Annotated in this window: 24 protein-coding genes and 1 tRNA gene; 4 read left to right on the top strand and 21 right to left on the bottom strand. The window is 71.3% G+C overall.

The window, feature by feature from the left end; all coding sequences use genetic code 11:
- Nucleotides 1-2: 2 nt before the first annotated feature.
- Nucleotides 3-1,265, top strand: a complete 1,263-nt coding sequence (locus ACIQOU_RS18975) for a glycosyltransferase 87 family protein (RefSeq protein ID WP_401537896.1) — start codon at nt 3-5, stop codon at nt 1,263-1,265.
- On the opposite strand, the gene ACIQOU_RS18970 is transcribed toward ACIQOU_RS18975, so the two are convergent.
- From ACIQOU_RS18970 to ACIQOU_RS18930, 9 genes are all read right to left on the bottom strand, one after another.
- A complete protein-coding gene (locus ACIQOU_RS18970) occupies nt 1,234-1,467 on the bottom strand; it encodes a hypothetical protein (protein ID WP_401537895.1) in 234 nt (77 codons plus the stop codon). The genes ACIQOU_RS18975 and ACIQOU_RS18970 overlap by 32 nt on opposite strands.
- Nucleotides 1,468-1,470: 3 nt before the next feature.
- Complete coding sequence (locus ACIQOU_RS18965) at nt 1,471-1,644, bottom strand: hypothetical protein (protein ID WP_401537894.1); 174 nt, start codon at nt 1,642-1,644, stop codon at nt 1,471-1,473.
- Nucleotides 1,645-1,864: 220 nt separating this feature from the next.
- Nucleotides 1,865-1,937, bottom strand: a tRNA-Ala gene (locus ACIQOU_RS18960).
- 93 nt (nt 1,938-2,030) lie between these two features.
- Nucleotides 2,031-2,702 (bottom strand): histidine phosphatase family protein, encoded by a 672-nt coding sequence (locus tag ACIQOU_RS18955; protein WP_401537893.1) that lies wholly within the window; start codon nt 2,700-2,702, stop codon nt 2,031-2,033.
- A complete protein-coding gene (gene rsfS / locus ACIQOU_RS18950; RefSeq protein WP_401537892.1) occupies nt 2,702-3,145 on the bottom strand; it encodes a ribosome silencing factor in 444 nt (147 codons plus the stop codon). The genes ACIQOU_RS18955 and rsfS overlap by 1 nt, the downstream gene beginning before the upstream one ends.
- Nucleotides 3,146-3,245: 100 nt before the next feature.
- Nucleotides 3,246-5,006, bottom strand: coding sequence for an LCP family protein (locus ACIQOU_RS18945; protein ID WP_401537891.1), 1,761 nt, complete (start codon nt 5,004-5,006; stop codon nt 3,246-3,248).
- A gap of 17 nt (nt 5,007-5,023) precedes the next feature.
- Nucleotides 5,024-5,707 (bottom strand): nicotinate-nucleotide adenylyltransferase, encoded by a 684-nt coding sequence (gene nadD / locus ACIQOU_RS18940; protein ID WP_401537890.1) that lies wholly within the window; start codon nt 5,705-5,707, stop codon nt 5,024-5,026.
- 58 nt (nt 5,708-5,765) lie between these two features.
- Nucleotides 5,766-5,930 carry a hypothetical protein gene (locus tag ACIQOU_RS18935; protein WP_401537889.1) on the bottom strand — a complete coding sequence of 55 codons (165 nt, stop codon included), beginning with the start codon at nt 5,928-5,930 and terminating at the stop codon, nt 5,766-5,768.
- Nucleotides 5,931-6,289: 359 nt separating this feature from the next.
- Nucleotides 6,290-6,442: a hypothetical protein gene (locus ACIQOU_RS18930; protein WP_401537888.1), complete on the bottom strand. Its 153-nt coding sequence runs from the start codon at nt 6,440-6,442 to the stop codon at nt 6,290-6,292.
- A 101-nt stretch (nt 6,443-6,543) separates the two neighbouring features.
- Here ACIQOU_RS18930 and ACIQOU_RS18925 point away from each other — a divergent pair, with 101 nt between their 5' ends.
- The gene (locus ACIQOU_RS18925) at nt 6,544-7,683 is read left to right on the top strand and encodes a M48 family metallopeptidase (protein ID WP_401537887.1); all 1,140 of its coding nucleotides are present in this window, start codon (nt 6,544-6,546) and stop codon (nt 7,681-7,683) included.
- 347 nt (nt 7,684-8,030) lie between these two features.
- On the opposite strand, the gene ACIQOU_RS18920 is transcribed toward ACIQOU_RS18925, so the two are convergent.
- The 5 genes from ACIQOU_RS18920 to proB all read right to left on the bottom strand — a co-directional run bounded on the left by ACIQOU_RS18920 (nt 8,031) and on the right by proB (nt 12,949).
- Entirely contained in the window at nt 8,031-9,101 is a 1,071-nt protein-coding gene (locus tag ACIQOU_RS18920; protein ID WP_401537886.1) for a hypothetical protein, read from the bottom strand.
- An 80-nt stretch (nt 9,102-9,181) separates the two neighbouring features.
- Nucleotides 9,182-9,766: a hypothetical protein gene (locus ACIQOU_RS18915; RefSeq protein ID WP_401537885.1), complete on the bottom strand. Its 585-nt coding sequence runs from the start codon at nt 9,764-9,766 to the stop codon at nt 9,182-9,184.
- A gap of 95 nt (nt 9,767-9,861) precedes the next feature.
- On the bottom strand, nt 9,862-11,148 hold the full coding sequence (locus tag ACIQOU_RS18910; RefSeq protein WP_401537884.1) for a glutamate-5-semialdehyde dehydrogenase: 1,287 nt from the start codon (nt 11,146-11,148) through the stop codon (nt 9,862-9,864).
- A gap of 64 nt (nt 11,149-11,212) precedes the next feature.
- Nucleotides 11,213-11,668 (bottom strand): hypothetical protein, encoded by a 456-nt coding sequence (locus ACIQOU_RS18905; protein ID WP_401538211.1) that lies wholly within the window; start codon nt 11,666-11,668, stop codon nt 11,213-11,215.
- A gap of 174 nt (nt 11,669-11,842) precedes the next feature.
- Nucleotides 11,843-12,949, bottom strand: a complete 1,107-nt coding sequence (gene proB / locus ACIQOU_RS18900) for a glutamate 5-kinase (RefSeq protein ID WP_401538209.1) — start codon at nt 12,947-12,949, stop codon at nt 11,843-11,845.
- A 232-nt stretch (nt 12,950-13,181) separates the two neighbouring features.
- On the opposite strand from proB, the gene ACIQOU_RS18895 reads away from it, so the two are divergent.
- Nucleotides 13,182-14,576, top strand: a complete 1,395-nt coding sequence (locus tag ACIQOU_RS18895) for a polysaccharide pyruvyl transferase family protein (RefSeq protein ID WP_401537883.1) — start codon at nt 13,182-13,184, stop codon at nt 14,574-14,576.
- Between the two features lie 82 nt (nt 14,577-14,658).
- The gene (locus tag ACIQOU_RS18890; protein ID WP_401537882.1) at nt 14,659-16,692 is read left to right on the top strand and encodes a hypothetical protein; all 2,034 of its coding nucleotides are present in this window, start codon (nt 14,659-14,661) and stop codon (nt 16,690-16,692) included.
- On the opposite strand, the gene ACIQOU_RS18885 is transcribed toward ACIQOU_RS18890, so the two are convergent.
- From ACIQOU_RS18885 to rplU, 7 genes are all read right to left on the bottom strand, one after another.
- Nucleotides 16,661-17,881, bottom strand: coding sequence for a glycosyltransferase family 2 protein (locus ACIQOU_RS18885; protein ID WP_401537881.1), 1,221 nt, complete (start codon nt 17,879-17,881; stop codon nt 16,661-16,663). The two genes, ACIQOU_RS18890 and ACIQOU_RS18885, sit on opposite strands and share 32 nt — an antisense overlap.
- Nucleotides 17,882-18,178: 297 nt before the next feature.
- On the bottom strand, nt 18,179-20,296 hold the full coding sequence (locus tag ACIQOU_RS18880; protein WP_401537880.1) for a hypothetical protein: 2,118 nt from the start codon (nt 20,294-20,296) through the stop codon (nt 18,179-18,181).
- A gap of 231 nt (nt 20,297-20,527) precedes the next feature.
- A complete protein-coding gene (locus ACIQOU_RS18875; RefSeq protein WP_401537879.1) occupies nt 20,528-22,024 on the bottom strand; it encodes a D-ribitol-5-phosphate cytidylyltransferase in 1,497 nt (498 codons plus the stop codon).
- A gap of 667 nt (nt 22,025-22,691) precedes the next feature.
- Nucleotides 22,692-24,242 (bottom strand): alkaline phosphatase D family protein, encoded by a 1,551-nt coding sequence (locus ACIQOU_RS18870; RefSeq protein ID WP_401537878.1) that lies wholly within the window; start codon nt 24,240-24,242, stop codon nt 22,692-22,694.
- 398 nt (nt 24,243-24,640) lie between these two features.
- Entirely contained in the window at nt 24,641-26,077 is a 1,437-nt protein-coding gene (obgE, locus tag ACIQOU_RS18865) for a GTPase ObgE (protein ID WP_401537877.1), read from the bottom strand.
- 120 nt (nt 26,078-26,197) lie between these two features.
- Complete coding sequence (gene rpmA / locus ACIQOU_RS18860; RefSeq protein ID WP_401537876.1) at nt 26,198-26,452, bottom strand: 50S ribosomal protein L27; 255 nt, start codon at nt 26,450-26,452, stop codon at nt 26,198-26,200.
- Nucleotides 26,453-26,466: 14 nt separating this feature from the next.
- Complete coding sequence (gene rplU / locus ACIQOU_RS18855; protein ID WP_401537875.1) at nt 26,467-26,787, bottom strand: 50S ribosomal protein L21; 321 nt, start codon at nt 26,785-26,787, stop codon at nt 26,467-26,469.
- Nucleotides 26,788-26,823 lie beyond the last annotated feature (36 nt).

The following is a 26,823-nucleotide window of genomic DNA, read 5'->3' as shown; positions in this document are numbered from 1 at the left end:
TTGTGACCGTGATCGCGTTCTCCGGGGTCCGGCGGATGCCGACCGCCCTGGGCGTCTGCCTGTTGTCCTTCGCCGCGTTCTGGGTCGCCCAGCGGGCCGCGCACGTGTCGATGATCGACCTGCTGGTGTACCGGGCCGAGGGCGCCACCGTGCGCGCGGGCGGCGACCTGTACGCGCTGCGGACGACGGCGGCCCGACTGCCCACCACCTACCCGCCGTTCGCCGCCCTGCTGTTCACCCCGTTGACGCTGTTCGACACGGCTCAGCTGCGGGTGCTGGGGTGGGCCGGGAACCTCGTGCTGCTGGTGCTGTTCGTGCGGCTGTCGCTACGGCTCGTCGGGCACACGCGCGTGGAGGGCGTCTGGTGGGTGTCCGCCGGCGCCGTCTGGTGCGAGCCGGTGTGGACGACGTTGCGCTACGGACAGGTCAACCTGCTGCTCGCGGTGCTGGTCCTGTGGGACCTGACGCGGCGCGGGCCGGACCGGTGGGCGGGCGTCGGCATCGGGCTCGCGGCGGCCGTGAAGCTGACGCCCGCACTGTTCGCGGTGTTCCTGCTCGCCGTCGGTGTCACGGCCCGGGTCCGGGGCGGCAGTGGGCGCCCGTATCTGCGCCACGCGCGCGGGGCGGCCCTGGTGTTCACCGGGGCGACGCTGCTGGCGGCGGCGCTCCTGCCGTACGACTCACGGCGGTTCTGGACCGAGGCGCTGTTCCAGGCGGGCCGGGTCGGGCGGCCCGAGGACACCGCGAACCAGGCGCTGCGCGGCGTTCTCGCGCGCGTCCTGCACACTCCCGAGCCCGGGCTCGCGTGGGCCGTCCTGGCGGCCCTGACGGCGCTGGGCGGCCTCGCGGTGGCCGTCGTGGCGGAGTCACGGGGGCGGCGGGCCCGCGCGGTGACGGCGTGTGCGGTGACGGCGCTGCTGGTCAGTCCGGTGTCCTGGTCCCACCACTGGGTGTGGTGCGTGCCGGTCGTGCTGCTGCTGTGGACGCGGGGGCGGCGCCGGGCGGCCGTGGCGACGGCGCTGGTGTTCTGCTCGTACGCCCTGTGGTGGGTGCCGCACGGCGAGGGGCGGCCCGAATTGCAGCAGAGCGGCGCCGAGTTGACGTTGTCCGCCCTCTACTGTGCGGCCGGTTGCCTCTTCCTGATGCTCGCCGGTGCCGCGACCGCCCGTCCGCCGGGACTGCTGACGCACCGCCAACTCGGGCCGTCGGCACGGGCGTCGGGCAGGGCGCCGGTCAGGCCGTCACGAACGAGTAGAACCGTTTGAGCGTGCAGTGCTCCTCCAGGAGGCGGCCGTAGATGGGCTCGCCCTCCAGCTCGCGGTACGTCTCGATCGGGTCGCCTTTTATGATCAGCGCCTGGGCGCAGTCCTCGCACCAGTACTGGTAGTCGGCGTTGACGGGCTCCATGTCCCGCACGATCGGCGTTCCTATGCCGCACCAGTCGCATTTCCGCCTGTGTGCACCCATCGTTCAGCTCCAGCTGTGGCCGCAGGCCGTGCACACGTAGGAGATTCCGCCGTTGTCCCCGAGAACCTGGGCGACATGGCCGGAACCGCAGGAAGGGCAGTTGAGTCGGGTCACCGTGGACCGTGTCGACGCCGCGTCGAGGACGCCACCGACCTCCCCGAGGATGCTCGCAGGCATCGCTACTCCCTCCCGTCGGGCCGCGCTCCCTTCCGGCCGTTTGATTCTGCCACGGCCGGACCAATACGGTCAGCGACGCCTCAGTACCAGTCCGGACACAGCATGCCCGGGACGTCTCGTCTGAGAGGTATACGCCCGTGGACGCCGAACCGCTCAAGGACGGGAACGAAAAATCCCGTCCCCCCTCGTGGGGAACGGGATCTTCTCGGATCTTGTCCTGTGGAGCTAAGGAGAATTGAACTCCTGACCTCCTGCATGCCATGCAGGCGCTCTACCAACTGAGCTATAGCCCCTCGCGTTGTCCCGCTCCGCGGGGCGAACAAGAAGAACTTTAGCCTGTGACCTGCCGGAAAGTGAAATCCGGTGCCGGGCGGCCCACCGGGCCGTCAGTCGTCGTCGCCGAGGACCGGTTCCGGCAGCGTGCCCGCGTTGTGTTCGAGCAGGCGCCAGCCGCGCGCGCCCTCGCCGAGGACGGACCAGCAGCAGTTGGACAGGCCGCCGAGGCTCTCCCAGTGGTGGGATTCCAGACCGAGCAGCCGGCCGATGGTGGTGCGGATCGTGCCACCGTGGCTGACGACGACGAGGGTGCCGTTGTCCGGGAGCTTCTCGGCGTGCCGGAGCACCACGGGGGCGGCGCGGTCGGCGACCTCGGTCTCCAGTTCGCCACCGCCCCTGCGGACCGGTTCGCCGCGCTTCCACGCCGCGTACTCGTCGCCGTAGCGCTCGATGATCTCGGTGTGGCTCAGGCCCTGCCAGACGCCCGCGTAGGTCTCGCGCAGGCCCTCGTCGCGGGTGACGTCGAGGCCGGTGAGGGCGGCCAGCTCGGCGGCGGTGTTCGCGGCGCGCTTGAGGTCGGAGGCGACGATGCTGTGCGGGCCGAGGGAGGCCAGCAGCCGGGCGGCGCGGCGGGCCTGGGCGACGCCGGTCTCGGTCAGCTCGACGTCCGTGGTGCCCTGGAAGCGGCGTTCCACGTTCCACGCGGTCTGTCCGTGGCGCCACAGGATGACGCGGCGCCCCCGGCCCGAGGGGCCGGCGGACACCTCACCGGTGACGCTCATCACCAGTCACCGCCCGGCCGGTCCGCCTCCTCGGCGTCCGCGAGCCGCGCGTGCTCCGCCGCCTTGCCGAGGGTGGCCTTGGCGTCGGCGGGCAGCTCCAGCTCGGGGCAGTCCTTCCACAGGCGTTCGAGGGCGTAGAAGACGCGCTCCTCGCTGTGCTGGACGTGGACGACGATGTCGACGTAGTCGAGCAGCACCCAGCGGGCCTCGCGGTCGCCCTCGCGGCGGACCGGCTTGGCGCCCAGTTCCTTCTGGAGCCGCTCCTCGATCTCGTCCACGATGGACTTGACCTGGCGGTCGTTGGGCGCGGAGGCCAGCAGGAAGGCGTCCGTGATCGACAGGACGTCGCTGACGTCGTAGGCGATGATGTCGTGCGCGAGCTTGTCGGCGGCCGCCTGGGCGGCGGCGTTGATGAGCTCGATGGAGCGGTCAGTGGCGGTCACTACATGGCTTTCGGTCGGTGGACGGATTGACCCCAAGGGTCTCACGCCGCACTGACAGCACCCCACGTGATTCCCGCTGCACGTGGGGTGCGAGGGCCCGCTAGGACCCGGAGGACGGCTTGTAGTCCTGGCCGAGGACGACGGTGACGTCCGCGTTGGAGGACGCCTTCCCCTTGGCCACGGAGCCGCTCGGCAGGCCCAGCGTCTTGGCGACCTCGGTGGCGTTCTCCTTGTCCTTCGCGTCCGTGTAGAGGACCTGCGAGGTGGCCTGCGCAGTGCCCGCGGTGCCGCCGTCGAGGAAGGTGAAGCCGCCGTTGAGCAGGACCACGCGGGCCTTCTCGGTGTCGTCCTTGGCGCCGCTGGCGTTCTGGACGGAGACGCGGACGGCGGAGCCCTGGTCGGGGCTCTTGGCGGTGCCGCCGAGGACGTCCTTGACGACGCCGGCGCTCGCCTCGGTACTGAGGGTGCCGTCGCTGCGGACGGGCAGCAGCGCGGTCTTGTAGTCGCCGCCCTTGGCGAGGTCGGAGAGCTTGGCGAGGAAGCTGCCGAGGTCCTTGTCGGTGAGCGAGGGGTCGAGGATCTGGGCCAGCGACTGCACGGTGACCGTGGCGGCCTGCGGGTCGGAGGAGACCTTGCGCAGGACACCCCGCATGACCTGCCCGAACCGCTCCAACTGAGCGTTCTGCGCCTCGCCCGAGGCACGGTAGGTGGCGTAGGCGACGGCCATCTTGCCGCTGAGGGCCTGGTCCTTGCCCTGGTGGACGAGGGGCGCGGCGCCCTTCTTGGTCGCGTCCGGGTCGGGCACGGACGCGTCGGTGTCGACGGAGATGGTGCCGACCAGGTCGACGAGGTTCTGCAAGTAGGGCGTGTCCAGGCGCCAGGTGCCCTGGATGTCCGTGCCGAGAACGGTGTTGAGGGCGTCCCGGGTGCCGGAGGAGCCGTCGTCCTCGACCGACTTGGCGAGGGTGGTGGCGGTGCCGTCGTCGTCGGTCAGGGAGAGGGAGTTGGGCAGCAGGACGGTGGTGCCCTGCTTGGTGGTGGTGTTGTCGACGAGCAGCACGGTCGAGGTGCCGCCCGACGTGGTGTTGTGCAGGTGGACGACGACCACGTCCCGGTTCTGGGCGCCGGTGGCGGTCGCGGTGCCCGTGCCGGCGCCCGACGAGGACAGGCCGGGCAGCTTCCCGGCGTACCAGAGATAGCCGACGCCACCGGCCGCGACCAGGGCGAGGACGACGACCAGGGCGACGACCTTGCTGCGGGCGCGGCGCTTGGCCTCCTCGCGGCGTTCGGTGCGGTTCTCGGTGAAGTTGAGCCAGTCGATGACGTCCTCGGAGTCGCCGTCGGGCTCCTCCACGAACGCGAACTGCTCGGTCCTGTAGTCGGGTTGGCCTTGTTGCTCCGGCGGTGCGGTCGGCGTGTCGGGTTCCTCGGGATGTCCGACGGGCCCCGCCTGCTGCGGGATGTAGGCGGTCTGCTCGGCGACCCGGGGCTGCTGTCCGCCGGCGGCGGTCTGCCCGTAGGGGTCGTACGGGGCCGCCTGCTGTCCGTAGGGGTCGTAGCCGGGCGCCGCCTGCTGCCCGCCGTCGCCCGTCCCGTAGGGGTCGTACGAGGGCTGCCCCCCGGCGGCGTACGGGTCGTAGCCGTATCCCTGCTGCGGGGACTGCTGCTGGTACTGCGGGTGCTGCTGCTGGTGGGACTGCTGTTGCTGGGGCTGCTGTTGATGCTGCTGTTGCGCGTACGGGTCGTACGGCTGCGGGGGCTGGACCTGCCGGTAGACGGGCTGGCCGTACGCGTCGTAGCCGACGATCTCGTACGGGTCGTTCTGGTCGTTCCCGTAGCCCGCGTCGTATCGGTCGTTCACCGGGTGCCCCTCTCGGCTCACTCGCCGCGGTACAGCTCGCGCTTGTCGATGTAGCGCACGACTCCGTCGGGCACCAGATACCAGACCGGGTCACCCCCGGCGACTCTCGCACGGCAGTCTGTGGAGGAGATGGCGAGCGCGGGAACCTCGACCAGCGAGACGCCGCCCTCCGGGAGCCCGCGGTCGGTCAGTTGGTGACCGGGGCGGGTGCAGCCGATGAAGTGCGCGAGGGAGAACAGCTCCTCCGAGTCCCGCCAGCTGAGGATCTGGCCGAGGGCGTCGGCGCCGGTGATGAAGAAGAGGTCCGTGTCGGGGTTGAGCGCGCGCAGGTCGCGCAGGGTGTCCACGGTGTAGGTGGCGCCGCCCCGGTCGATGTCGATGCGGCTGACCGAGAACTGCGGGTTCTCGGCGGTCGCGATGACCGTCATCAGATAGCGGTCCTCGGCCGGGGAGACATGGCGGTGGCTCTTCTGCCAGGGCTGGCCCGTGGGGACGAACACCACTTCGTCCAGGGCGAACTGGGCGGCGACCTCGCTGGCCGCCACGAGGTGCCCGTGGTGGATCGGGTCGAATGTGCCGCCCATGACACCCAGGCGGCGTTTGCCCGGGTTGGAGGGGCCGCTCACGAGGCGCCGCGCGCCGCCGGTCTGGCCGTTCGCCGTGTCCTTCGCCGGACCGGTAGGCATGTCCTGCTCTCCCATGCGTGCAGACCCTACCGGCCCGGTGTGAGGGGCATGTCAGGCAGTCGCCCGGGGCCGGTCAGCGGTCGCGGTTGAAGCGCGTGGTGATCCACAGCAGGATCAGCAGGATGGCGAAGGCGCTGCCGCCGGTGAGGTAGGGGTTGAGGCTCTCGTGGTTGCCTCCGTGCCCCTCGCCCTCGGCGGCGAGGGTGACCAGCTGGGCAGCAGCGTTCTGGATGCTCATCTTCGGCAGGACCTATCCGGTGTGGGCGGGATAAACACGTCGGCTCATGGTAAGCGGGCGCCTCACCGGCGATCACGCCGACTCCGCCGTCAGGAGGCGGTCGGGACGCCGACCCCCGACCGACCGCAGCCCGACCGCAGCCCGACCGGCGCACCACCCGAGCCCGACCGCAGCCCGCCCCCGGCCCAGCCGCAGCCCGACCGACGCGCAGCCTGGGGGGGCCGGCCGCCGCCCACCGGAGAGCAGCCGCAGGTCAGCCGCAGGTCAGCAGGGGATCGGCCGAAGTCGGCCCGGGCGGACCGGAGTCGGCCGAAGAGACCCCGAGAGAACCGGAGCCGGCCGGGAACTTTCCGGCGGGCTCAGTCGTCGTTCCGTTTGTACCCGCGCAGCAGGACCCATCCGGTGAGCGCACAGCCCACCACCATCACGATCAGGACGACCCGCAGCAGGTCACCCGACCCCTGGTGCTGGACGGCCTGGGCGAGCCAGGTGGCCCGAGTGTGCTGTGCCATGGCATGACTCCTTCGCTGTACTGCCCGACCACGGTATCTCCGCCTAGGCTGGGCCCTGCTTCGGGGGCACTTATGGGACACAGACGCACATGGGGGACCACATGTCCGACGACGGTCACGAGCACGAGGCGCACGAGCACGTACCGAGCAGGCAGCGCAGGCGCTTTCCGGGGATCTCGTCGCGCGCGTACGAACACCCGGCCGACCGCAGCGCGCTGGTGGCGTTGCGCAAGCTGACCGGTTTCGACGTCGTGTTCAAGGCGCTCAGCGGTCTGCTCCCGGAGCGCAGTCTGCGGCTGCTGTTCCTGTCCGACTCGGTGCGGGTGTCCGAGCGGCAGTTCGCCCACCTGAACGACATGCTGCGGGACGCCTGTCACATCCTGGACCTGGAGAAGGTCCCGCCGATGTACGTGAACCAGGACCCGCGGCCGAACGCGATGTGCATCGGTCTGGACGAGCCGATCATCGTCGTCACCACCGGCCTGGTCGAGCTGCTCGACGAGGAGGAGATGCGGGCGGTGGTCGGCCACGAGGTGGGCCACGCCCTCTCCGGCCACTCGGTGTACCGGACGATCCTGCTCTTCCTGACCAATCTGGCGCTCCGGGTCGCCTGGATTCCGCTGGGGAACCTGGCGATCATGGCGATCGTCACCGCGCTGCGCGAGTGGTTCCGCAAGTCGGAGCTGTCGGCGGACCGGGCGGGGCTGCTCGTCGGCCAGGATCTGCGGGCCTCGATGCGCGGCCTGATGAAGATCGCGGGCGGCAACCACCTGCACGAGATGAACGTGGACGCGTTCCTGGAGCAGGCCGAGGAGTACGAGGCGGGCGGCGACCTGCGCGACTCGGTCCTGAAGATCCTGAACGTCCTTCCGAGGTCCCACCCCTTCACCACGGTCCGCGCGGCCGAGTTGAAGAAGTGGGCCGAGACCCGGGACTACCAGCGGATCATGGACGGCCACTACCCGCGCCGCGACGAGGACAAGGACACCTCGGTCACGGACTCCTTCCGCGAGTCGGCGGCGAGCTACGCCAGCGACGTGAAGAGTTCCAAGGACCCGCTGATGAAGCTGGTCTCCGACCTCGCGGGCGGCGCGGGCGACCTGGGCGGCCGGGTCCGACGCGGCTTCGGCGGCTTCGGCACCTCGACGGACGGTTCATCACCCAAGGACGCCCACCCCCCGAAGGACAGCCCGCCCAAGAACCGGCCGACGAACGAGACCCCACCACACGAGAACAACTGAGGGGGCGCTGCCGCTGGGGGGGGACGGGGAGGACGCGGGGTCGGCCGGGGACCGGGCACGGGTCGGCCGGGGACCGGGCAACTGGGGCACGGGCGCCGGGGCTCGGAGCGGCTGAGGGCCCGGGCACAGATCAGCCGGGGGCCAGGGGCGGCCGGGGCTCGGGCGCAGGGCCGCCGGGCTCGGAACGGCTGAGGCTGAGGCTCTGGGCCGCCGGGACTCGGAGCGGCTTGGGCGCGGAGCCCCGGGACTCGGAGCGACCGGGGCTGAGGCTCTGGGCCGCCGTTGGCACCCTTGGGGTGGCCCCTTCCGCGCCCTATGGCCCCAGGGGCCAGCGCCCCCCTACCCCGTTAGATCTTCGGCTGGGCTGCCCTTGCCAGGGAGCCGCAGAGGGACGTTGGGGTGTCGGGGGTGTAGGGGTCGGTGCCGGGTGGGCCGCCTGGCTTTGCGGTGCGGCCCGCGAGCAGCGGGTGCAGGTGGTTCGCGGCGTCCACACCGCAGGACAGCGGCCCCGCCTGCACGGACGAGCCCAGCAGCTGGGCCTGGTGCAGCCGCAGGTCGTTGCGGTCCATGCGGAAGTGCAGCACGCGCCGGACCGTGAGCAGCGACGCGGCGGCCTCGGCACCGGCTCCGGCCGGGCGCACGGCGTAGACGAAGGTGTGGTCGGCGGTGACGTCCAGGGTCGCGGCGTCGGTCTCGGTGACCCGCAGGGTGCCCCGGACCCGGATGCTGCGGTCGGCGAGCTGGGCCTCGGTGGAGTCGAAGCGGACCAGCCACCCCGTCGGCGCGTGCCGCCCGTCCGCGACCGGGTGCCTGAAGCTCTGGTCGAACTGTTCGAGCTGGCGGGAGTCCAGCATGATCCGCACCGGCCGCACGTCCCGGCCGTCGATGACCTCGGGGTAGAGCGAGGAGCGGACGAGGTAGTCCTTGGCGGTGGTCAGGGCGGCCACCACCTGGCTGTCCGAGAAGTGCGCGGTGCGCCGCACGGCGGGCAGCGGGATGCCCTCGGCGCCGATGGCGAACTCCGCGGCCGGGCTGTGCGCGTACAGGTCCTCGGGGTCGGTCGCGCCGGGCACCTTGCCGATGGGGGCGAGCGGCACGACCGTCATCCGCAGCGGTTCGGCGGGCCGGGTCGCGACGGCCGACTGGTAGGGGTGGCGGATGCCCATGTAGATCGCGGTCCCGAAGGCCACGGCGATCAGGACGACGAGGACCAGCGCCTGCCGGGACAGCCCCCGGTGCAGCGGCGCCCGGCGACGGACGGCGGGGGCGTGGTCGCCGAGGCGTTCGCGCGCGGAGGATTCCTGGAGGCGGGCAGCGCGAACGAACGACTCGTCGAACACGACGGATCGGTACTCGTCCTCACCACCCCCGGGGATGCCCTCGGGTGTCCCCTCCGGGGGGATTGCGGGCCCGCCCATATCTTCAGAGTAGGTCTCCCGGCGCCCCGGTAAACGCCCGGTGACCCCAGAACTTCCGCCGGACCCGCCCCCCAGCGCCGTCAGGGGCTGCGCGGTACCAGGGACACCGGTGGCCGGGATGTATCGGCGGCGGCCGACGGCACCGTTGCACCGCCTTGCTCCAGACCGGTGGAGGCGGGTGCCGGGACCTGGTCCTGGCGGCCCGCGGAACCGCCCCGGTAGACGGCGGCGAAGGCCAGTGCGACCATGCCGATCCCCATCGCCACGGCGAGCAGCCAGGCCACCGGACGGTGCCAGCGGACCTTCCTGCCGAACCACCCGGTGGCCCCGTACGGGCCGTCGAGAACGTCGAGGTCGTCGCCGTCGTCCAGGTCGTCGAAGTGCGGATCATGGCTGAAACGGTGCCGCCCGTACCCGGCGTCGCGGTCGGGCCGTTCGCCTCTGCGGTGGGCGGCGCGGCGGGCCTCGGCCTCGGAGGCCTCGGCTCTGGCGCGGGCCGCGGCAAGGAGGCGTTCGACGGCGGTCGGCTCGTGCACCACGGCCGCCTGTACGAAGGCCTCGTCGAAGACCACGGAGGCGAACTCTTCGTCCGGCGCTCCGCGGTCGTGGTCGTCGTCGGGGTCCCAGCCGTCAGGGAACGGCGTGCCCCCCACGTCCTCCGGCACGCTTCCAGAGTAGACCTGGGGGGTCGTTTTGGGCAGACGGTCGCGACATCGGGCCGTCGGCCGAGACGATTGGCCCCCGGGAGGGCGGTGGGGCGTCAGCGCCGGGTGTGTCCGTCGCCGGTGACGATGTACTTGGTGCTGGTCAGCTCCGGCAGCCCCATCGGGCCCCGGGCGTGCAGCTTCTGCGTGGAGATGCCGATCTCGGCGCCGAAGCCGAACTGGCTGCCGTCGGTGAAGCGGGTGGAGGCGTTCACGGCGACCGTGGTGGAGTCGACCAGCTGGGTGAAACGGCGGGCGGCCTGCTGCGAGGTGGTGACGATCGCCTCGGTGTGCCCGGAGGTCCACAGCCGGATGTGCTCGACGGCCTTGTCCAGCGAGTCGACGACGGCGGCGGCGATGTCGTAGGAGAGGTACTCGGTCTCCCAGTCCTCCGGGGTCGCCTCGACGACGGTCGCCCGGGAGCCCTCGGCGTACGCGAGGACCCTTTCGTCGGCGTGCACGGTCACGCCGGCCTCGGCGAGCGCGTCCAGGGCGCGCGGCAGGAACGCGTCGGCGATGTCCTGGTGGACGAGGAGGGTCTCGGCGGAGTTGCAGACGCTGACCCGCTGGGCCTTGGAGTTGATGAGGATCTCGACGGCCATGTCGAGGTCGGCGTCGGCGTCGACGTAGACGTGGCAGTTGCCGGTGCCGGTCTCGATGACGGGGACGGTGGACTCGGTGACCACGGTCTGGATGAGCGAGGCGCCGCCGCGCGGGATGAGCACGTCGACCAGGCCGCGGGCCCGCATCAGCTCGCGCACGCTCTCGCGGTTCTCGCCGGGCACCAACTGGACGGCGTCGGCGGGCAGTCCGGCGCCGCCGACGGCGTCCCTGATCACCCGGACGAGCGCGGTGTTGGAGGCGTAGGCGGAGGCCGAGCCGCGCAGCAGGACGGCGTTGCCGGACTTCAGGCAGAGCGCGGCGGCGTCCACGGTGACGTTGGGGCGGGCCTCGTAGATGATGCCGACGACGCCGAGCGGGACGCGGACCTGGCGCAGGTCGATGCCGTTGGGGAGGGTGGAGCCGCGCACCACCTCGCCGACCGGGTCGGGCAGCGCGACGACGTCCCGGACGTCGGAGGCGATGGCCCGCACCCGCTCCGGGGTGAGGGTGAGCCGGTCGACGATGGCCTCGCTGGTACCGGCCTCCCGGGCCTTGGCGACGTCCTCGGCGTTGGCCTCGATGATCTCGCCGGTGCGGACCTCCAGGGCGTCCGCGATGGCCAGCAGCGCGTCGTCCTTGACCGCGCGCGGCAGCGGGGCGAGGTCGGCGGCGGCGGCCTTGGCGCGGTAGGCGGCCCGGGTGACCGGGGTCAGGGAGTCGTACGGCGAGAGCGTGGTCATGTCCGAAAGGGTAGTGCGCCGCGCGGCCGCGTTCCTCGGATGTCCCACCCCCCGAGACGGCCCGTCAGAAGGGGTGGACGCCGACCGAGCGGGCGGGCGGCGGGCCGTAGCCCTCGGCGATCCGCTGGTGGTAGGTCTCCCGGTCGATGACCTCCAGGCCGACGATCTCCCAGGGGGGCAGCCGGGAGGTCTGCCGGTGCTCGCCCCACAGCCGCAGCGCGACGGCGGCCGCGTCGTGCAGGTCGCGGGCCTCTTCCCAGTAGCGGATCTCCGCGTGGTCGTTGGCGTAGCGGCTGGTCAGCAGGAAGGGGTGGTCGTGGGCGAGCTGTTCGAGTCCGCGCCGCACCTCCTTCAGCGGGGCCTCCTGGCCGGAGACGCTGAGGGTGACGTGCCACAGCCGGGGCAGGTCCTTGGGCTCCTCGTACAGGTCACCGGCGGCGACGCTGGTCAGGGCGCGCTCCTCGCCGGCCGCCCGGGAGGCGCTCTCGGTGCCGCCGCGGGGCACCGCCCCTGGGCGCACTCGTCTCACGACGGCCTCCTTCTCGCGGTGGTCCGCACGGCTGCGGACCTGCTTCGGTCCCTGAGACAAAGTTGAGCAGGCCGCACGGGATCGCGGGGGTGTTTTGCGGAACGTCCACCTCGCGGCGACCGGATGTGCGGGGCGTTTGCCCCTATTTTCGGCGGGTGTTCGGGGTCAGGGGTGGAGGATCACCAGGTCGTCACGGTGGACGACCTCGCGTTCGTAGGCGGGGCCCAGTTCGCGCGCCAGTTCCCGGGTCGAGCGGCCGAGCAGCCGGGGCAGCTCCTTGGCGTCGAAGTTGACGAGCCCGCGGGCCACCGCGCGCCCCTCGGTGTCCCGCAGCTCCACCGGGTCCCCGGCGACGAAGTCGCCCTCGACGGCGGCGATCCCGGCCGGCAGCAGCGAGGTGCGGCGTTCGACGACCGCCCGGACCGCGCCGTCGTCGAGGGTGAGCGCGCCCTGCGGGGTGGAGGCGTGCTGGAGCCAGAGCAGCCGGTCGGCGGAGCGCTTGCCGGCCGGGTGGAAGTAGGTGCCGGTGTCGCCGCCGGTGAGCGCGTCGGCCGCGTGCACGGTGCTGGTGAGCACGACGGGGATGCCGGCCGCCGCCGCGATCCGGGCCGCCTCGACCTTGGTGGCCATGCCGCCGGTGCCGACGCCGGCCTTGCCCGCGCTGCCGATCTCGACGTGCGCGAGGTCCTCGGGGCCGCGGACCTCGGCGAGCCGGGAGGTGCCGGGCCTGCTGGGGTCGCCGTCGTAGACGCCGTCGACGTCGGAGAGCAGGACGAGGAGGTCGGCGTGGACGAGGTGGGCGACGAGGGCGGCGAGGCGGTCGTTGTCGCCGAAGCGGATCTCGTCGGTGGCGACGGTGTCGTTCTCGTTGACGACCGGGACGGCGCCCATCGCGAGGAGTTTGTCGAAGGTGCGGGAGGCGTTGCGGTGCTGGCTGCGGCGGCTCATGTCGTCGCTGGTGAGCAGGACTTGGCCGACGCGGACGCCGTAGCGGGCGAAGGAGGCGGTGTAGCGGGCGACCAGCAGGCCCTGGCCGACGGAGGCGGCGGCCTGCTGGCGGGCCAGGTCGCGCGGGCGGCGGCGCAGGCCGAGCGGGGCGAGGCCCGCGGCGATGGCGCCCGAGGAGACGAGGACGACCTCTTTCTCGCCGCCGCCGCGACTCTTGGCGAGGACGTCGACGAGGGCGTCGACCCGGTCCGCGTCCAGTCCGCCGGAGGCGGTGGTCAGCGAGGAGGAGCCCACTTTGACGACGATCCTGCGGGCCTCGCCCACGGCCTGCCTTGCCCCTGCCACTGTGCTGCTGCCCCTCGCGTAGGTCCGATGCACCAGGGAGGCAACTTACGCGAACGGGGCCCGCTCGCGCGCGTCGATTCCACTCCCCGGACACGCTCCGGTGATCTTGCCCTCACGGCCCGCAGTCGGCAAAGAGGTTGCATGGGGTGCTTATAGAAATTAAAGGGTTCTCAAAGTAATTTCCCACTCCGTGTCATCTAATGTTCGCCGCGTGCAGCGCATACTCCTCCGCTCCGGCAAGAGCCCGTTCGACGTCGTCCCGGTGGAGGAGGCCCTCCATCAGGACGTCATCGCCACCAACTCGGGCAACCTGATCTTCAGCGACGCCTCCCACAAGATCCTCCAGACCCCGGACACGGAGGTCGTCTCGAACGGCATCCGCACCGATGTGTCCGCGGCCGGCCGGATCAACGACGAGTTCGACGCGTTCGTCGTCCCGCTGGCGAACGCCTTCCGACCGTCGTTCGAACCGCAGTTGAAACGGCTGACCCGGCTCATCTCACGGCTGAAGATCCCGGTGGTGGTGCTCGGCATCGGCGCGCAGGCCGGGCTGAGTTACGACGCGGCGCGGCTGAAACCGATGGAGCCCGCGGTGCGCGCGTTCGTCTCGGCGGTGCTGGAGCGCAGCGCGTCGATCGGCGTGCGCGGCGAGTTCACCGAGACGTACCTCAGAGGCCTCGGCTACCGGGACGTCGAACTGATCGGCTGTCCCTCGCTGTTCATGAACGGCGACGACCTCAGCGTCGTCAAACGACGGCCGGAGCTGGACGCCGAGTCCCGGATCGCGGTGAACGGCTCGCACAACGCGATGCAGAGACAGGGCCTGGACCGCGTCGTCCGGTACGCCCACGCGCGCTATCCGCAGCTGCGGTTCATCGGCCAGAACCTCAGCGACGCACGGCAGTTGCACTGGCGGGACCTGTCCCACCCGAACGCCGCCGTGACCGCGATGCCGACCCACCCCGACCACCCGATGTACCGCGAGGACAAGGTCCGCGTCTACATCGACCCGGTCACCTGGATCGACGACCTGCGCGCCTTCGACTTCTCCTACGGCTCCCGCATCCACGGCAACATCGCGGCGCTGCTCGCGGGCACCCCGGCCACCGTGCTGTGCGGCGACTCGCGCACGCTGGAGCTGTGCCGGTACTTCGAGATACCGCACCGCCGCATCGACAGGCTGCCCGAGGACCTCGACCCGGCCGCGCTGTACGAGGAGGCCGACTTCAGCGGTCTGACCGGCGGCCACCGGGAGCGGTTCGAACGGTTCACCGGGTTCCTGGACCGCAACGGCCTGCGCAACACCTTCAGCCACGGGGACTCCGGCGCCGCCTTCGACGCCCGCCTCGCCGAGCTGGACTTCCCGGCGGGCGTGGGCCCCTGGAACGACACCGACGTCGCCTCGCTCACCTCACGGTTCGGCTGGTTGCAGAGCCGGATCGCGGAACTGTCGCTGGACAACGCCCAGTTGAGGCGGGAGGTGGCGCGCGGGGCGGCGCGGGGCGCGGTGGCGGCACCCACGGCCTCCTCCAAGTCGGTCTACCGGCGGGCCCGCACGGTGGTGGGCCGGCCGATCCGGCGCGCACTCCAGGGCGGCCGCTCCTAGCGGAACCCGACCCCGCGTGTCGTCCACCCCTCGCCTCGCGTTAACCCGGTCGTCCGGCGTGTGTCGAGCTTGGAGTGACCTGGTGTCCGTACCCCTGCCCCACCGGAAGATCCTGGCGAAGGCGCTGGTCGGGGCCGTTCTGGCCGCGTCCTTCGTCGTCCAGGCGCTGGCCGCCCTGCGCCCGTACGTCCCGCTGCTGCTGGTGGCCACGGCCGTCTCGATCGCCGTGGAGGGCGTGCTGTACCGGTGGCAGCGGGGCATGCTGTCGCTGTTCGCGAAGTCGCACGCGGATGTCACCGTGCGCCATGTGCTGCGGGACCTGCTCCTGGTGGTGGGCCTGCTGCGGCTTGAGGGGCCGGACCGGGAGACGGCCTACGAGCCGTTGGTGGGCGGGCTGTTGGCGTTCTACGCGCTGCACTGCGCGGTGCAGGCGGTCTCGGTGCTGGTGCGGCGCACCCGCACGCTGCCGGTGGTCACCCGCAACATCGACGCCACCGCGTTGCGCCTGTCCCCCGCCCCGCCCACGCTGCTGCGCCGGGCCGGGCACCGGCTGATCGTGTTCGGGCTGCCCGCGACCTGCGGGCTGCTGGCCACGGCGGCGACCGGCGAGAGCGTGTACGCGAGCGCGGGCATCCTGCTCTCCGTGGGCCTGGCCCTGACCGGCCTGTACGACCTGCTGGTACGGCTGCTGCCGCGCCGCCGGCCGGCCGGTGAGCGGGAGACGCTGGAGTGGTTCGACGCGTGGCTGGCCGCGTACCGGCCGACCGTCGGCCTCTACTTCTCCGGCGGCGCCGCCTCCGCGTACCAGGCGAACATGTGGCTGGAGCCCCTCGCGGCCCTGGCGGAACGGCCGTTGATCGTGTTGCGGGAGCGGTTCATGGTCGACAGTCTGGCGCCGACCGACCTCCCGATCGTCTGTCTGCCGAAGGTCTCCACGCTGCTGCGGCTCGAACACTCCACGCTCCAGGTCCTCATCCACCCCTCCAACTCCGGCAAGACCTCCCAGGTGTTGCGCATCCCGACCATCAAGCACGCCTTCGTCAACCACGGGGAGAGCGACAAGCTGTCGTCCTGCAACCCGTACGCGAAGGCCTACGACGAGGTGTGGGTGGCCGGACCCGCGGCGCGCGAGCGGTACGCGCTCGCCGAGGTGGGCGTCGAGGACAAGGACGTCGTGGAGATCGGCCGCCCCCAACTGGACGCCGTCAAGCCGCACTCGGGCGCCCCGACGGGCCGTTGGACGACGGTGCTGTACGCGCCGACCTGGGAGGGCTGGGACGGCAACCCGGGCAACACGTCGGTCACCGCGGCCGGTGAGCGGCTGGTGCGGGCGCTCCTCGCGGACCCGGGCGTACGCCTGCTGTACAAGCCGCATCCGCTGACCGGTTCCGTCGATCCCCGCGCCGGGGCGGCCGACCGGCGCATCCGGCAGCTGATCCGCGCCGCAGGACCCGACCACTCCCCCTTCGTCTGCGAGGAACTGGCCCGCCGCACCGAGGAGTTGGACCACTTCACGACGTCCGGGCGGCCGACCGGTGCCGATCAGGCGGAGCTGATGCTGTGGCAGTCGGCGCCCGAGCCGGGCCGGGCGGCGGCGGTGGCCCGGGCCACGGCGGCCTGGGAACGGGCCTACTGGGCGTCGTTGCCCGAGGGCGCGCACCTGGTGGTCACCGAGGAACGGCCCACCCTGTACGCCTGCTTCGACCGGGCCGACCTGCTGATCACCGATGTCTCCAGCGTGGTCGGCGACTTCCTGGCCAGCGGCAAGCCCTACGCGGTCGTGAACACCGGGGAGTTGGACGAGGAGGCGTTTCGCGCGGCGTTCCCGACGGTGGCGGCGGCGACCGTGCTGACGCCGGACGCGGCCGGGGTGCCCGCCCTGCTGGCGGCGGTGCGCGACCCGGGCCGGGATCAACTGGCCGAGGCCCGGGGCGCGTTGCGGGTGCGGCTGCTGGGCCCCGACGAGCCGTCCGCTCAGGAACGGTTCGCCGGGGCGGTACGGGCGTTGGCCGCCACCGCGCGGGAGCACCGGGCCCGGATGGCCGAGCGGGCGGCGCCGGAGATCCCCGGGCAGCGGCGGGATGTCACAGTGCGGCCGCCGTCCCGCCCGGCGTAGTACGGGAGTTGACCATCCGGCGGGCCTTGCGGACCGCGCGGCGGGCGAGCGAGAGCGGGGCGTTCTCGCGGTAGCCGTGGAAGCCGCGGGCCTCCCGGGGCTCGGCGAGGTAGACGGCGTCGGGGACACCGGCCGAGCGGTCGCGGAAGTGCGGGTAGACGAGGTAGACGCGGGTGCCCTTCTTCTCCAGGAGGGCCGCCGCCTGCTTCTTGGCCTTGACGAACTTGACGACGTCCAGGAGGAGTTCGGGGCGCTGCGCCGCCACCAGGTGCAGCCGCAGCCGCTCCTCCACCTTGAGCTTGCGGGCGACGCCCTCGCCCCAGTACTGCTCCATCAACGGCTTCGCCAGCTCGAACTTCCGCTTGCGCACGTCCTCGGCGTCCTTGGCGAAGACGGGGCCGAACTGCGGCAGCAGGGTGACCAGGAAGGGCCGGACCATCAGCAGGTCACGCCGGTCGCCGGCCGGGACGAGGGTGGCGATCAGGTTCATCAGGGCGCGGGCGGAGTCGAAGCGCAGGGTGTAACTCCCGCTCTTCGTCACGTGTTTGCCGTCCTCGCGGCCCACCAGGTAGTAGCAGGTGTAGTCGGCGAGCACGGAGACGCCGTCGGCCCGCAGATACGCCTCCATGGTGAACAGGGCGTCCTCGCCGGTCCACAGGGACTCGTCGAACCGCATCCCGTGCCGGTCCAGGAAGGCGTGCCGGAACAGCTTCTGGGCGCTGAGCGTGAACTTGATGTTGGACGAGTAGACGTCGGTGCGCTCCAGCGTCGTGTGCCACATCGACTTGGGCGCCGTGCGGTTGACGCCCTCCACGCGGCCGAGGACCACGTCGGTGCCGTTGCGGTCGGCCATCGCGACCATCCGCTCCAGCGCCTCGGGGCCGAGCCGGTCGTCGGCGTCGAGGAAGAAGACGTACCGTCCGGTGGCCTTGCCGAGGCCGACGTTGCGGGGGCCGCTGGGGCCGCCGGAGTTGGCCTGCCGGATCACCGTGACGGGGAAGGGCACGCGGGCGGCGAACTCCTCCAGGTACTCCCCGGAGCCGTCGGTGGAGCCGTCGTCCACCGCGACGACCTCGATGCGCGTCGGGTCGAGGGTCTGCGCCTCCACGGACGCCAGGCACTCGACGAGGTAGGGCATGGCCTCGTACGCCCCGATGACGACGCTCACATCAGGCTGCGTCACGGTCACGTTTCCCCCTTGTTCACAGAACATTTCCCCCGAATGGTCTTATTCGGCTAACTGGTAGACGGCCGATGAACACGTCTGGTTGCCTCCTTAACAGGGAACCGTGACTGAGGTCACAGGAATGGCCGAGGTCTTTCCTAGGTAGGCGCGAATGTTAGGCCGTTCGGGTAAGAGACGGCCGATTCCCGACCCCGGCGGCCGAGCCCCGCGCCGGCGCCAGGAACGGGTGCACGACAGAAGGGCCCGGCCCCGAGAGTGTCCTCGGGGCCGGGCCCTTCCCGTACGTGCCGGTGGGTGCCGTCAGCGGGGGCTGGTGGCGCCGTCCGCCTCGCCGGTCGCCGGTGCGGGCTGCGCGGGCGACAGGGCGTCCGACAGCTCGTCCGCGCCGGGCGTCCCGGCTGCGGCGGCCCGCGACTCCTGGCCCAGGTTGCGGGTCTGGGCCTTCAGCGCGAGGTCCGACACCGCGGTGTTGAACTGCACGATCGAGGTCGGCTCGTCCGGGCCCAGCAGATACTGCTTCAGCTCCTTGCGGTCCTCGGCGAGCCGGTCGCCGGCCGGGTCGCGCACCGCGCCGAGCAGCTCGCCCAGCTCGGCGGCGCCGTTGGAGAGGATCACCGCGGCCCGTACGGCGGTGTTCTGCCGCTTGAACTCCTCGACGCCCAGCTCGGCCGAGTCGGTGACGGCGTACGGCTTGCCGCTGGCGATGAAGTCGGAGACGACGCTGGAGATGTCGGAGACCATCGCGTCGGAGACGTTGAAGCAGTCGTAGAGGCGGGGTTCCGAGCCCGTGATGACGCGGTGCTCGAAGCTGCCGAAGGAGCGCCAGTAGGCGTCGTTCCACTCCCCGCGCAGCCGGGCCACCTCGGCGTGCCGCTCCAGGTCGACGACGCCGTCGCGGCTGGCCTCGGCCTCGTCACGCTTGTCCCCGGCCGAGCCGGACAGCTCGGCGAGGCGGGCCTCGATCCGGGCCAGGTCAGCCTTGGCGCGGGCCTGGTCGGCGGCGTCCACGGTGAACCGGGAGTCGGCGGTGCGCTCGGCGGCGGCCTTCTCGACCAGCGCCACCACGCGCCGGTGCGCGGCGCCGGCGGCGGCGCTGACGGTGCCGGTGAAGGGGTGCGGCTTGTACAGCACCCGTACCGGCGGGTCGGCCTTGATGAGTTTCTTGACGATGTTCTCACCGGCGAGCACCAGCGAGGTGTTGCCCGGGTTGCCGTCCCAGCCCTCCCAGGTGGGCGCGTACAGCACCGTCGGGACACCCTGCGCCGGGCCCCCCAGCGGCTCGATCGGCGCCAGCTGCGGGCGGCCGACCTCGACGATGTCCTCGTCGCGGACCCCGACGTCCGCTATCGCGTACCGGTCGCGGCCGGCGCGGCCCGCGGTCCACACCTCGTCGTAGACCTTGCTGTACGGGTTGACGCTGGCCAGCTTGTCGCTGTCGCCGTGGCCGATGAAGACGTGCTTCATGGTGGGGACGCGCAGCAGGTGGATGTTCTTGCCGACGTTCGCCGCGTACAGCGCGACCCGCACATGCGACAGGTCCATGTTCATCAGGTGCACGCCACCGGGCACACAGATCACCGGAACGGTGGTCGGCGCCATGTTGGCGAGGATGACCCGCTCCCGCAGGATCACCAGCGGCCGGGAGTCCAGCTGCTCCATCGTCTCCAGCCACATGTTGAGCTGGTAGGCGGAGTCCTTGGACCCGGAGAAGTACAGCACCGTCTCGGGCCGGTACGCGCCGAGCCAGTCGTCGACGGCGGCCAGCACGGTCTCCGCGTTCGGCGGCACCTTGCGGCCGCGCAGGTAGCGGACCAGGGCGAGCACGTAGACGAGGCCGAGGCCGAGGGTGACGCCGATCCCGATGAAGCCGGGCACCGAGGTGTCGACGACGCCGGAGACCAGGATGCCGGCGACGGCCGCGAGGTCGAGGTGGAGCATCTTCTCGGCGGAGCGGTTCAGCAGGCCGCGCGGCGGGGCGTCCGGGATGCGGATGCGGGACTTCAGGTCGACGTTGCGGGTGGCGACCGGCATCCGGCGGCGGTTGCGGATGAGGGTGACCAGGGCGCCCTGCGGGGCCTGGAGACCGTAGAAGGCGATGAAGCAGGCGACCGCGCCGTAGTAGATCAGGTTGTCCGCGAGGGACAGCCGGGCGAGCAGCAGGATCAGCAGCAGCTGCCGGATCAGGAAGCGGATCGACAGGCCGGCCCTGACCTTGCTGAGCCGGTTGACCAGGTAGCTGCCCTTGCGGTGCAGATAGTGGTCCGCCAGGTACGTCACGGCGGCTGCCGCCGCGAAGGCGTACACGCTCGGGATGAGCGCGGCCAGCATGAGGGCCGGGTAGCCCAGCATCATGAGCGCCGCCGCGGCCAGCTCGGCCGCGCTGCCCACCCGGGCGACGCGAATAGCGGTGGATATCACGGAGAAACCTGCTCTGGGAGGGGGAGTGCCGGTTTGTTCTGAAGGGGCTTTTCCGGAGCGCCCGGGCCTGCCCCTGCGGGGTCCTGCTGGAGTACTTCTGAAGTGAATCTGAAGTTGTGCGCAGGGTTTGTGGAGAATGCGCCACGGTACGGATTCAGGCCTCTGTGAACGCTCGGTGGACGAGCAATCTCAGAGGCCTGAATTACCGGCGAAGACTAATCAGAGCAAGTATTACACGCCGTCCTGACGGTCGAGCACGGAGGCCAGCGCCGCCTCGAAGCCGGACGCGGTGGCCGCGCCGGCCGTCGGGTCCTGCTGGCGGACGTCGATGACATGGCCGGTCAGCTCGGACAGCAGCACGTCGAGGGAGGTGCGGGCGACGGCCTCGGAGGAGAGCAGGCTGCCGGTCGGCTCCTGCCCGAACGCCTTGGTGCGCATGGGCGTCGCGGTGCGCTCGGGGTTGATGCAGTTGACCCGGATGGAGTCGCCGGCCCACTCGTCGGACAGGGCCTGGGTGAGGTTGACCATGGCGGCCTTGGTCGAGGAGTAGAGGCTGTACTCGGCCCGGCCCCGGGTGTAGCTGCTGGAGGTGTACAGCAGCAGCTGGCCCTTGGTCTCGGCGAGGTACTTGTACGCCGAACGGGCGATCTGGACCGGCGCGAGGTAGTTGACCTTGAGCGCTTCCTCGATGGTCGCGTTGTCGGTCTCGGCGAGCTTGCCGATGCGCAGGACGCCCGCGGTGTTGACGACGTAGTCGATGCGCCCGGTCTCGCCGTACGCCTTGGACAGCGCGTCGTCGACCTCCTCCGGGTTCTCCACATGGGTGCCGGTGGTGGAGCGGCCGAGGGCGTACACCCGGGCGCCGTAGGACTCGGCCAGCTCGCCGATGTCCTTGCCGATGCCGTAGGAGCCGCCGAAGATCACGACCGTCTTGCCGCCGAGCAGCTCGCGGTAGGCGGCCTCGTCGACCTGCTCGGGGGCGGCGGTGGAGGCGAGCTGGAAGAGCTTGTCGGCGATGAAGACGTCGACGGGCTGGGTGACCTTCATGTTGTACTCGTCGCCCGCGACGACGTGGATCGGCACGTCGGGCAGGTACTTGAGCACGACCGAGCAGTCGTCCGTGGCCTGGAAGTTCGGGTCGCCGGCGGCGACGTCGTAGGCGCGGCGGATGGTCGAGAGCTTGAAGGCCTGCGGGGTCTGGCCGCGCCGCAGCCGGGACCGGTCGGGGATCTCGGTGATGAACTCGCCGTCCGAGCCGTGCGTGCGGGTCACGATGATGGTGTCCGCGGACGGGATGGCGACGTCGACCGCCTCGTAGCGGTCCAGGGCGGCCACGCAGTCGTCGATCACACGCTGCGACAGCAGGGGGCGGACGGCGTCGTGGAAGAGGACGTTGAGGTCGTCGCCGTCGGCGAGGCCCTCACGGAGCGCCTCGATGGCGCGCTCGGTCGTCTCGTTCCGCGTGGAGCCGCCCTCGATGACCTTCTTGACCTTGGTGAAACCGGCCTTGGCCACGATCTTCTCGACGTCCGGTACGTAACCGGGCGCCATCAGCACGATGATGTCGTCGATCGAGTCCGCCCGCTCGAACGTGGTGAGCGTGTGCTCGATGACTGCCTTGCCGGCGATCTTCAGCAGCTGCTTGGGGATCGACAGACCCACCCGCTGGCCGGTGCCACCGGCCAGGATCACTGCGGTGGTACGGGGCTTGGCTATGTGCTGGGACACAGAGGACCTACCTTGGGGCGACAGGGAACGGGGAAATGGTCCCACTTGCGGTTACCACAGTGCAAGGTGAGCGCCGCCCGCCGCATATGTGCGCGCCACCCGGTATTCACCTCGCCCTGCTGGTGACCGGCCGAACGGCTTCCCGAACGCCGGTCCGGTTGCTGTGAGTAACCGCACAGGGTTGGTCGACGCCACGCGTCCCCCTACGGGCAACGGCGACGACTGCCTTCCGGGTGCCCTGGACAACGGCGGCTGCACACACCGTGTCACACACGATGCGCCCCCTCGAACGCCGGTGCAACGGCGGGCAGCGGCACGGAGTCCTCACATCCCGCCCGCCGGGCCCACCGACCCGGTCACCCACCCGGCACACCCACCCCGGCGCCGATACCGGCGGCGGCCGCGAGGACCCGGGCGGGGATCATTCAGGACCGTCCGTAACGGCGCAACTCCGGGCGCGCACTGAATACAGCGCACCCGGAGCCGATTTCCCCTACAGTCCCCTGCGTTCCTCTGCGGCCCTCCGCGTTCCTCCGCGTTCCTCTGCGGCCCTCCGTGTTCCCCCGCGTTCCTTGCATTCCCCGGAATTCCTCTGGCGAATTCCGGGGCATTTCCTCTCAGGTGGGAATCGGGGAACACCGCTCATGTCCCCCGCGCCTCCCCCGGGTCAGACCTCGCGGACCCCGGGCTGCCCGTTCTCCACCCGCAGCCGCGACAGCGTGCTCGGTGTGGCCTGCGGGCGGGTCACCGTGTCCACCACCCGTACCTGGGCGTCGATCCCGTCCCGCCGGATGTCGAAGAGGTGGTAGCCGCGGTGGGCGTCGATGACCTTCCAGTGCGGGTTGTCGGCCTTCAGCGGGTCCCACTCGGCGTGGAAGGCGGCCTGGTCCTGGTCGCCGTTGCTGGAGATGGAGGTGCCGACGAACTCGGCGCCGACGGTGTCGGAGTCCGGGTCGGCGAAGTCCTCCTTGAGGTCGCTGATCATCGTCAGATGCCGGTCCCCGCTGAGCACCACGGGGTTGCGGACCTCCTGGAACTCCTGGAGCAGGGCGTTGCGTTCGGCCTGGTAGCCGTCCCAGGCGTCGTAGTACCAGAGCTTGCCGTCGCCGGGCAGCAGGTCGGTCTCCGCCATCATGATCTGCGAGGCGATGAGGTTCCAGCGGGCCGAGGAGTGGTGCAGTCCGTCGAGCAGCCACTGTTTCTGCCGGGCCCCGAGCATCGTCATCGCCGGGTCCTGGGCGCCGGCCTGGCTGGTGGCCTGGTCGGTGCGGAACTGCCGGGTGTCCAGGACGTTGAGGCGGGCGAGCCGGCCGAACTCCAGGCGGCGGTACATCTGGATGTGCGGTCCGTCGGGGATCGCCGAGGCACGCACCGGCATGTGCTCGTAGTAGGCCTGGAAGGCCGCCGTCAGCCGGGCCACGAACGCGTCGTGCGACTGCTTGTCGGGGTCCTGCGGGATCTCCCCGGCCCAGTCGTTGTCCACCTCGTGGTCGTCGAAGGTGACCACCCAGGGCGCGGCGGCGTGCATCGCGACGAGGTCCGGGTCGGTCTTGTACTGGGCGTACCGGTTGCGGTACTGCTCCAGGGTGACCGGCTCCCCGGTGCCCTCGTGGCGGCGCGGCCCGGCGGAGGACGGCGTCGACTCGTAGATGTAGTCGCCGACGAACAGGACGACGTCGGGGTCCTGGTCCAGCATGTCGGCGTACGGCGTGAAGTAGCCGTGCTGCCAGTTCTGGCAGGAGGCGAGGGCGACGCGCAGGGAGCCGCCGGAGGCCTCCCGGTGCGGGGCGGTGCGGGTGCGGCCGACCGGCGAGATCTGACCGCCGGTGCGGAAGCGGTACCAGTACGCGCGGCCCGGGCGCAGCCCCCGGACGTCGGCGTGGACGCTGTGCCCGGACGCCGTGCGGGCCCGGGCGACGCCTCTGCGGGCGACTCTGCGGAACCGTTCGTCCTCGGCGATCTCCCACTCGACGGACACGTCCTGGTCGGGCATGCCGCCGCCGTGCAGGGGGTCGGGCGCCAGCCGGGTCCACAGGACGATGCCGTCGGGCAGCGGGTCGCCGGAGGCCACGCCGAGGCTGAACACACCGTCGGGCAGCGGGTCGTCGGCCGCGCGGGCGCTGGCAGGGTGCCACAGCTGCGCGGAGGCGGCGGCGCCGAGAACGGCGGCTCCCCCGGTGAGAAAACGGCGTCGGTCGGGCGAGCTTGCGACGGTCATCGACGAACTCCCTTGCCTCGCTGGCCTCGTGGACACATGAAGGCTCACGCAGTCGGGCGGACCGCCCGCTGAACGCTCCCCTTCGCGTGCATGACAATTAGGAAGACAACGGAAGCACCGTCGCGCCAGGGGAATTCACGACGACGTGATCCTGCCGCACCCGGACGGCGGATCGAGGCGGCGACACAGGCCGAACGTCCCCGATCTCCCCACCCACCAGAGCACCCGCCGAACCGCCCACCGCACCGCACGCGAACGCCCCCTCACCACCGCCCGCCGCAACGCCGACACCCCCGAGGCGGAGGTCCGCTGCGGGGGTGTCGGGAACAGCCGGTGGCCCGAGCCAGGCCGGGGTGGGCCGCGCCGACCCGGGGAGGGTCAGGGCGGCCGGGGTGGGGTCAGAACGGCTCGAAGCCGTCGAACTCCTCCTGGGACTCGTCCCGTTCGGCCTGCCGGTCCCGGCGCCGCTGAGCGGCCGGACGCGGTGCTTCAAAACGATGGTCCTCGCCACGTCGGCCGAGCATCTCGGCGCCGGTCATCATGGTCGGCTCCCAGTCGAACACCACGGCGTTGTCCTCGGGGCCGATGGCGACGCCGTCACCGGAGCGGGCGCCCGCCTTCATCAGCGACTCCTCGACACCGAGGCGGTTGAGCCGGTCCGCGAGGTAGCCGACGGCCTCGTCGTTGCTGAAGTCGGTCTGGCGCACCCAGCGTTCGGGCTTCTCGCCACGCACCCGGTACAGGCCCTCGTCCTCGCGGGTGACGGTGAAGCCGGCGTCGTCGACCGCCTTGGGCCGGATGACGATACGGGTCGCCTCCTCCTGGGGCCGGGCCGCGCGGGCCTTGCCCACCAGCTCCGCGAGCGCGAACGACAGCTCCCGCAGCCCGAGATGGGCCACGGCCGACACCTCGAAGACCCGGTAGCCGCGCGCCTCCAGCTCGGGCCGCACCATCTCGGCGAGGTCCTTGCCGTCGGTGACGTCGATCTTGTTGAGGACGACGACCCGGGGCCGGTTGTCGAGGCCGCCGTACTGGCGCAGCTCCTCCTCGATGGTGTCGAGGTCGGAGACCGGGTCGCGCTCGGACTCCAGGGTGGCCGTGTCCAGCACGTGCACCAGCACGCTGCACCGCTCCACATGGCGCAGGAACTCCAGGCCCAGGCCCTTGCCCTGACTGGCGCCCGGGATGAGTCCGGGCACGTCCGCGATGGTGTAGACGGCGCCGCCCGCGGTGACCACACCGAGGTTGGGGACCAGGGTGGTGAAGGGGTAGTCGGCGATCTTCGGCTTGGCCGCGCTGAGCACGGAGATCAGCGAGGACTTGCCGGCGCTCGGGTAGCCGACCAGCGCCACATCGGCGACGGTCTTCAGTTCGAGGACGATGTCCTGGAGGCCGCCGGGCTCACCGAGCAGCGCGAAGCCGGGCGCCTTGCGGCGGGCGGAGGACAGCGCGGCGTTGCCGAGCCCGCCCCGGCCGCCCTGCGCGGCGACGTAGGAGGTGCCGTGGCCGACGAGGTCGGCGAGCACGTTGCCCTGGCGGTCCAGGATGACGGTGCCGTCGGGGACGGGCAGGACCAGGTCCTCGCCGTCCTTGCCGGAACGGTTGCCGCCCTCGCCGGGCTTGCCGCTGGTGGCCTTGCGGTGCGGGGAGTGGTGGTAGTCGATCAGGGTGGTCACGGACTGGTCGACGGTGAGGATCACATCGCCGCCCTGGCCACCGGTGCCGCCGTCGGGGCCGCCGAGCGGCTTGAACTTCTCCCGGTGAACGGAGGCACAGCCGTGGCCTCCGTTACCCGCGGCGACATGCAGTTCGACGCGGTCCACGAAGGTGGTCATGGTTCAGTGCCTCCAGAAAACTAAGGGTGTTACTGATGTCAACACGCGAAAGGCGGACCCGCCTTCCCACCCGGGAAGTGAGGTCCGCCTCACGGAAAGCGTGCGGTCGACGCGCTCGGGTCAGGCGACCGGAACGATGTTGACGACCTTGCGGCCACGGAAGGTGCCGAACTGCACCGCACCGGCCTGGAGGGCGAACAGCGTGTCGTCGCCGCCACGGCCGACGCCGGTACCGGGGTGGAAGTGGGTGCCACGCTGGCGGACCAGGATCTCACCCGCGTTGACGGCCTGACCGCCGAAGCGCTTCACGCCGAGCCGCTGGGCATTGGAGTCGCGACCGTTCCGGGTGGACGATGCGCCCTTCTTGTGTGCCATGTCTCCTCAGTCCCTTACTTCGCAGCCGCGGGGATCGCCGTGACCTTGATCGCCGTGTACTGCTGGCGGTGGCCCTGACGACGGCGGTAACCGGTCTTGTTCTTGTAGCGCAGAATGTCGATCTTCTGGCCCTTGTGGTGGTCCACGACCTCGGCCGTGACCTTGATGCCGTCCAGCACCCACGGGTCGCTGGTCACGGCGTCGCCGTCGACAACGAGCAGGGTCGAGAGCTCGACCGTGTCGCCGACCTTGGCGGTGGAAATCTTGTCAACCTCAACGATGTCGCCGACAGCAACCTTGTGCTGGCGACCACCGCTGCGCACGATGGCGTACACGCGGACTCTCTTTCACTCGGAGAACGGCACCCCCGC

Origin of the sequence: Streptomyces sp. NPDC091279 (genome assembly GCF_044757465.1) — a bacterium.
Taxonomy (GTDB): Bacteria; Actinomycetota; Actinomycetes; order Streptomycetales; family Streptomycetaceae; genus Streptomyces.
Note: the sequence above shows the minus strand (reverse complement) of the source record. Positions and strands in the feature narration are given on the sequence as shown.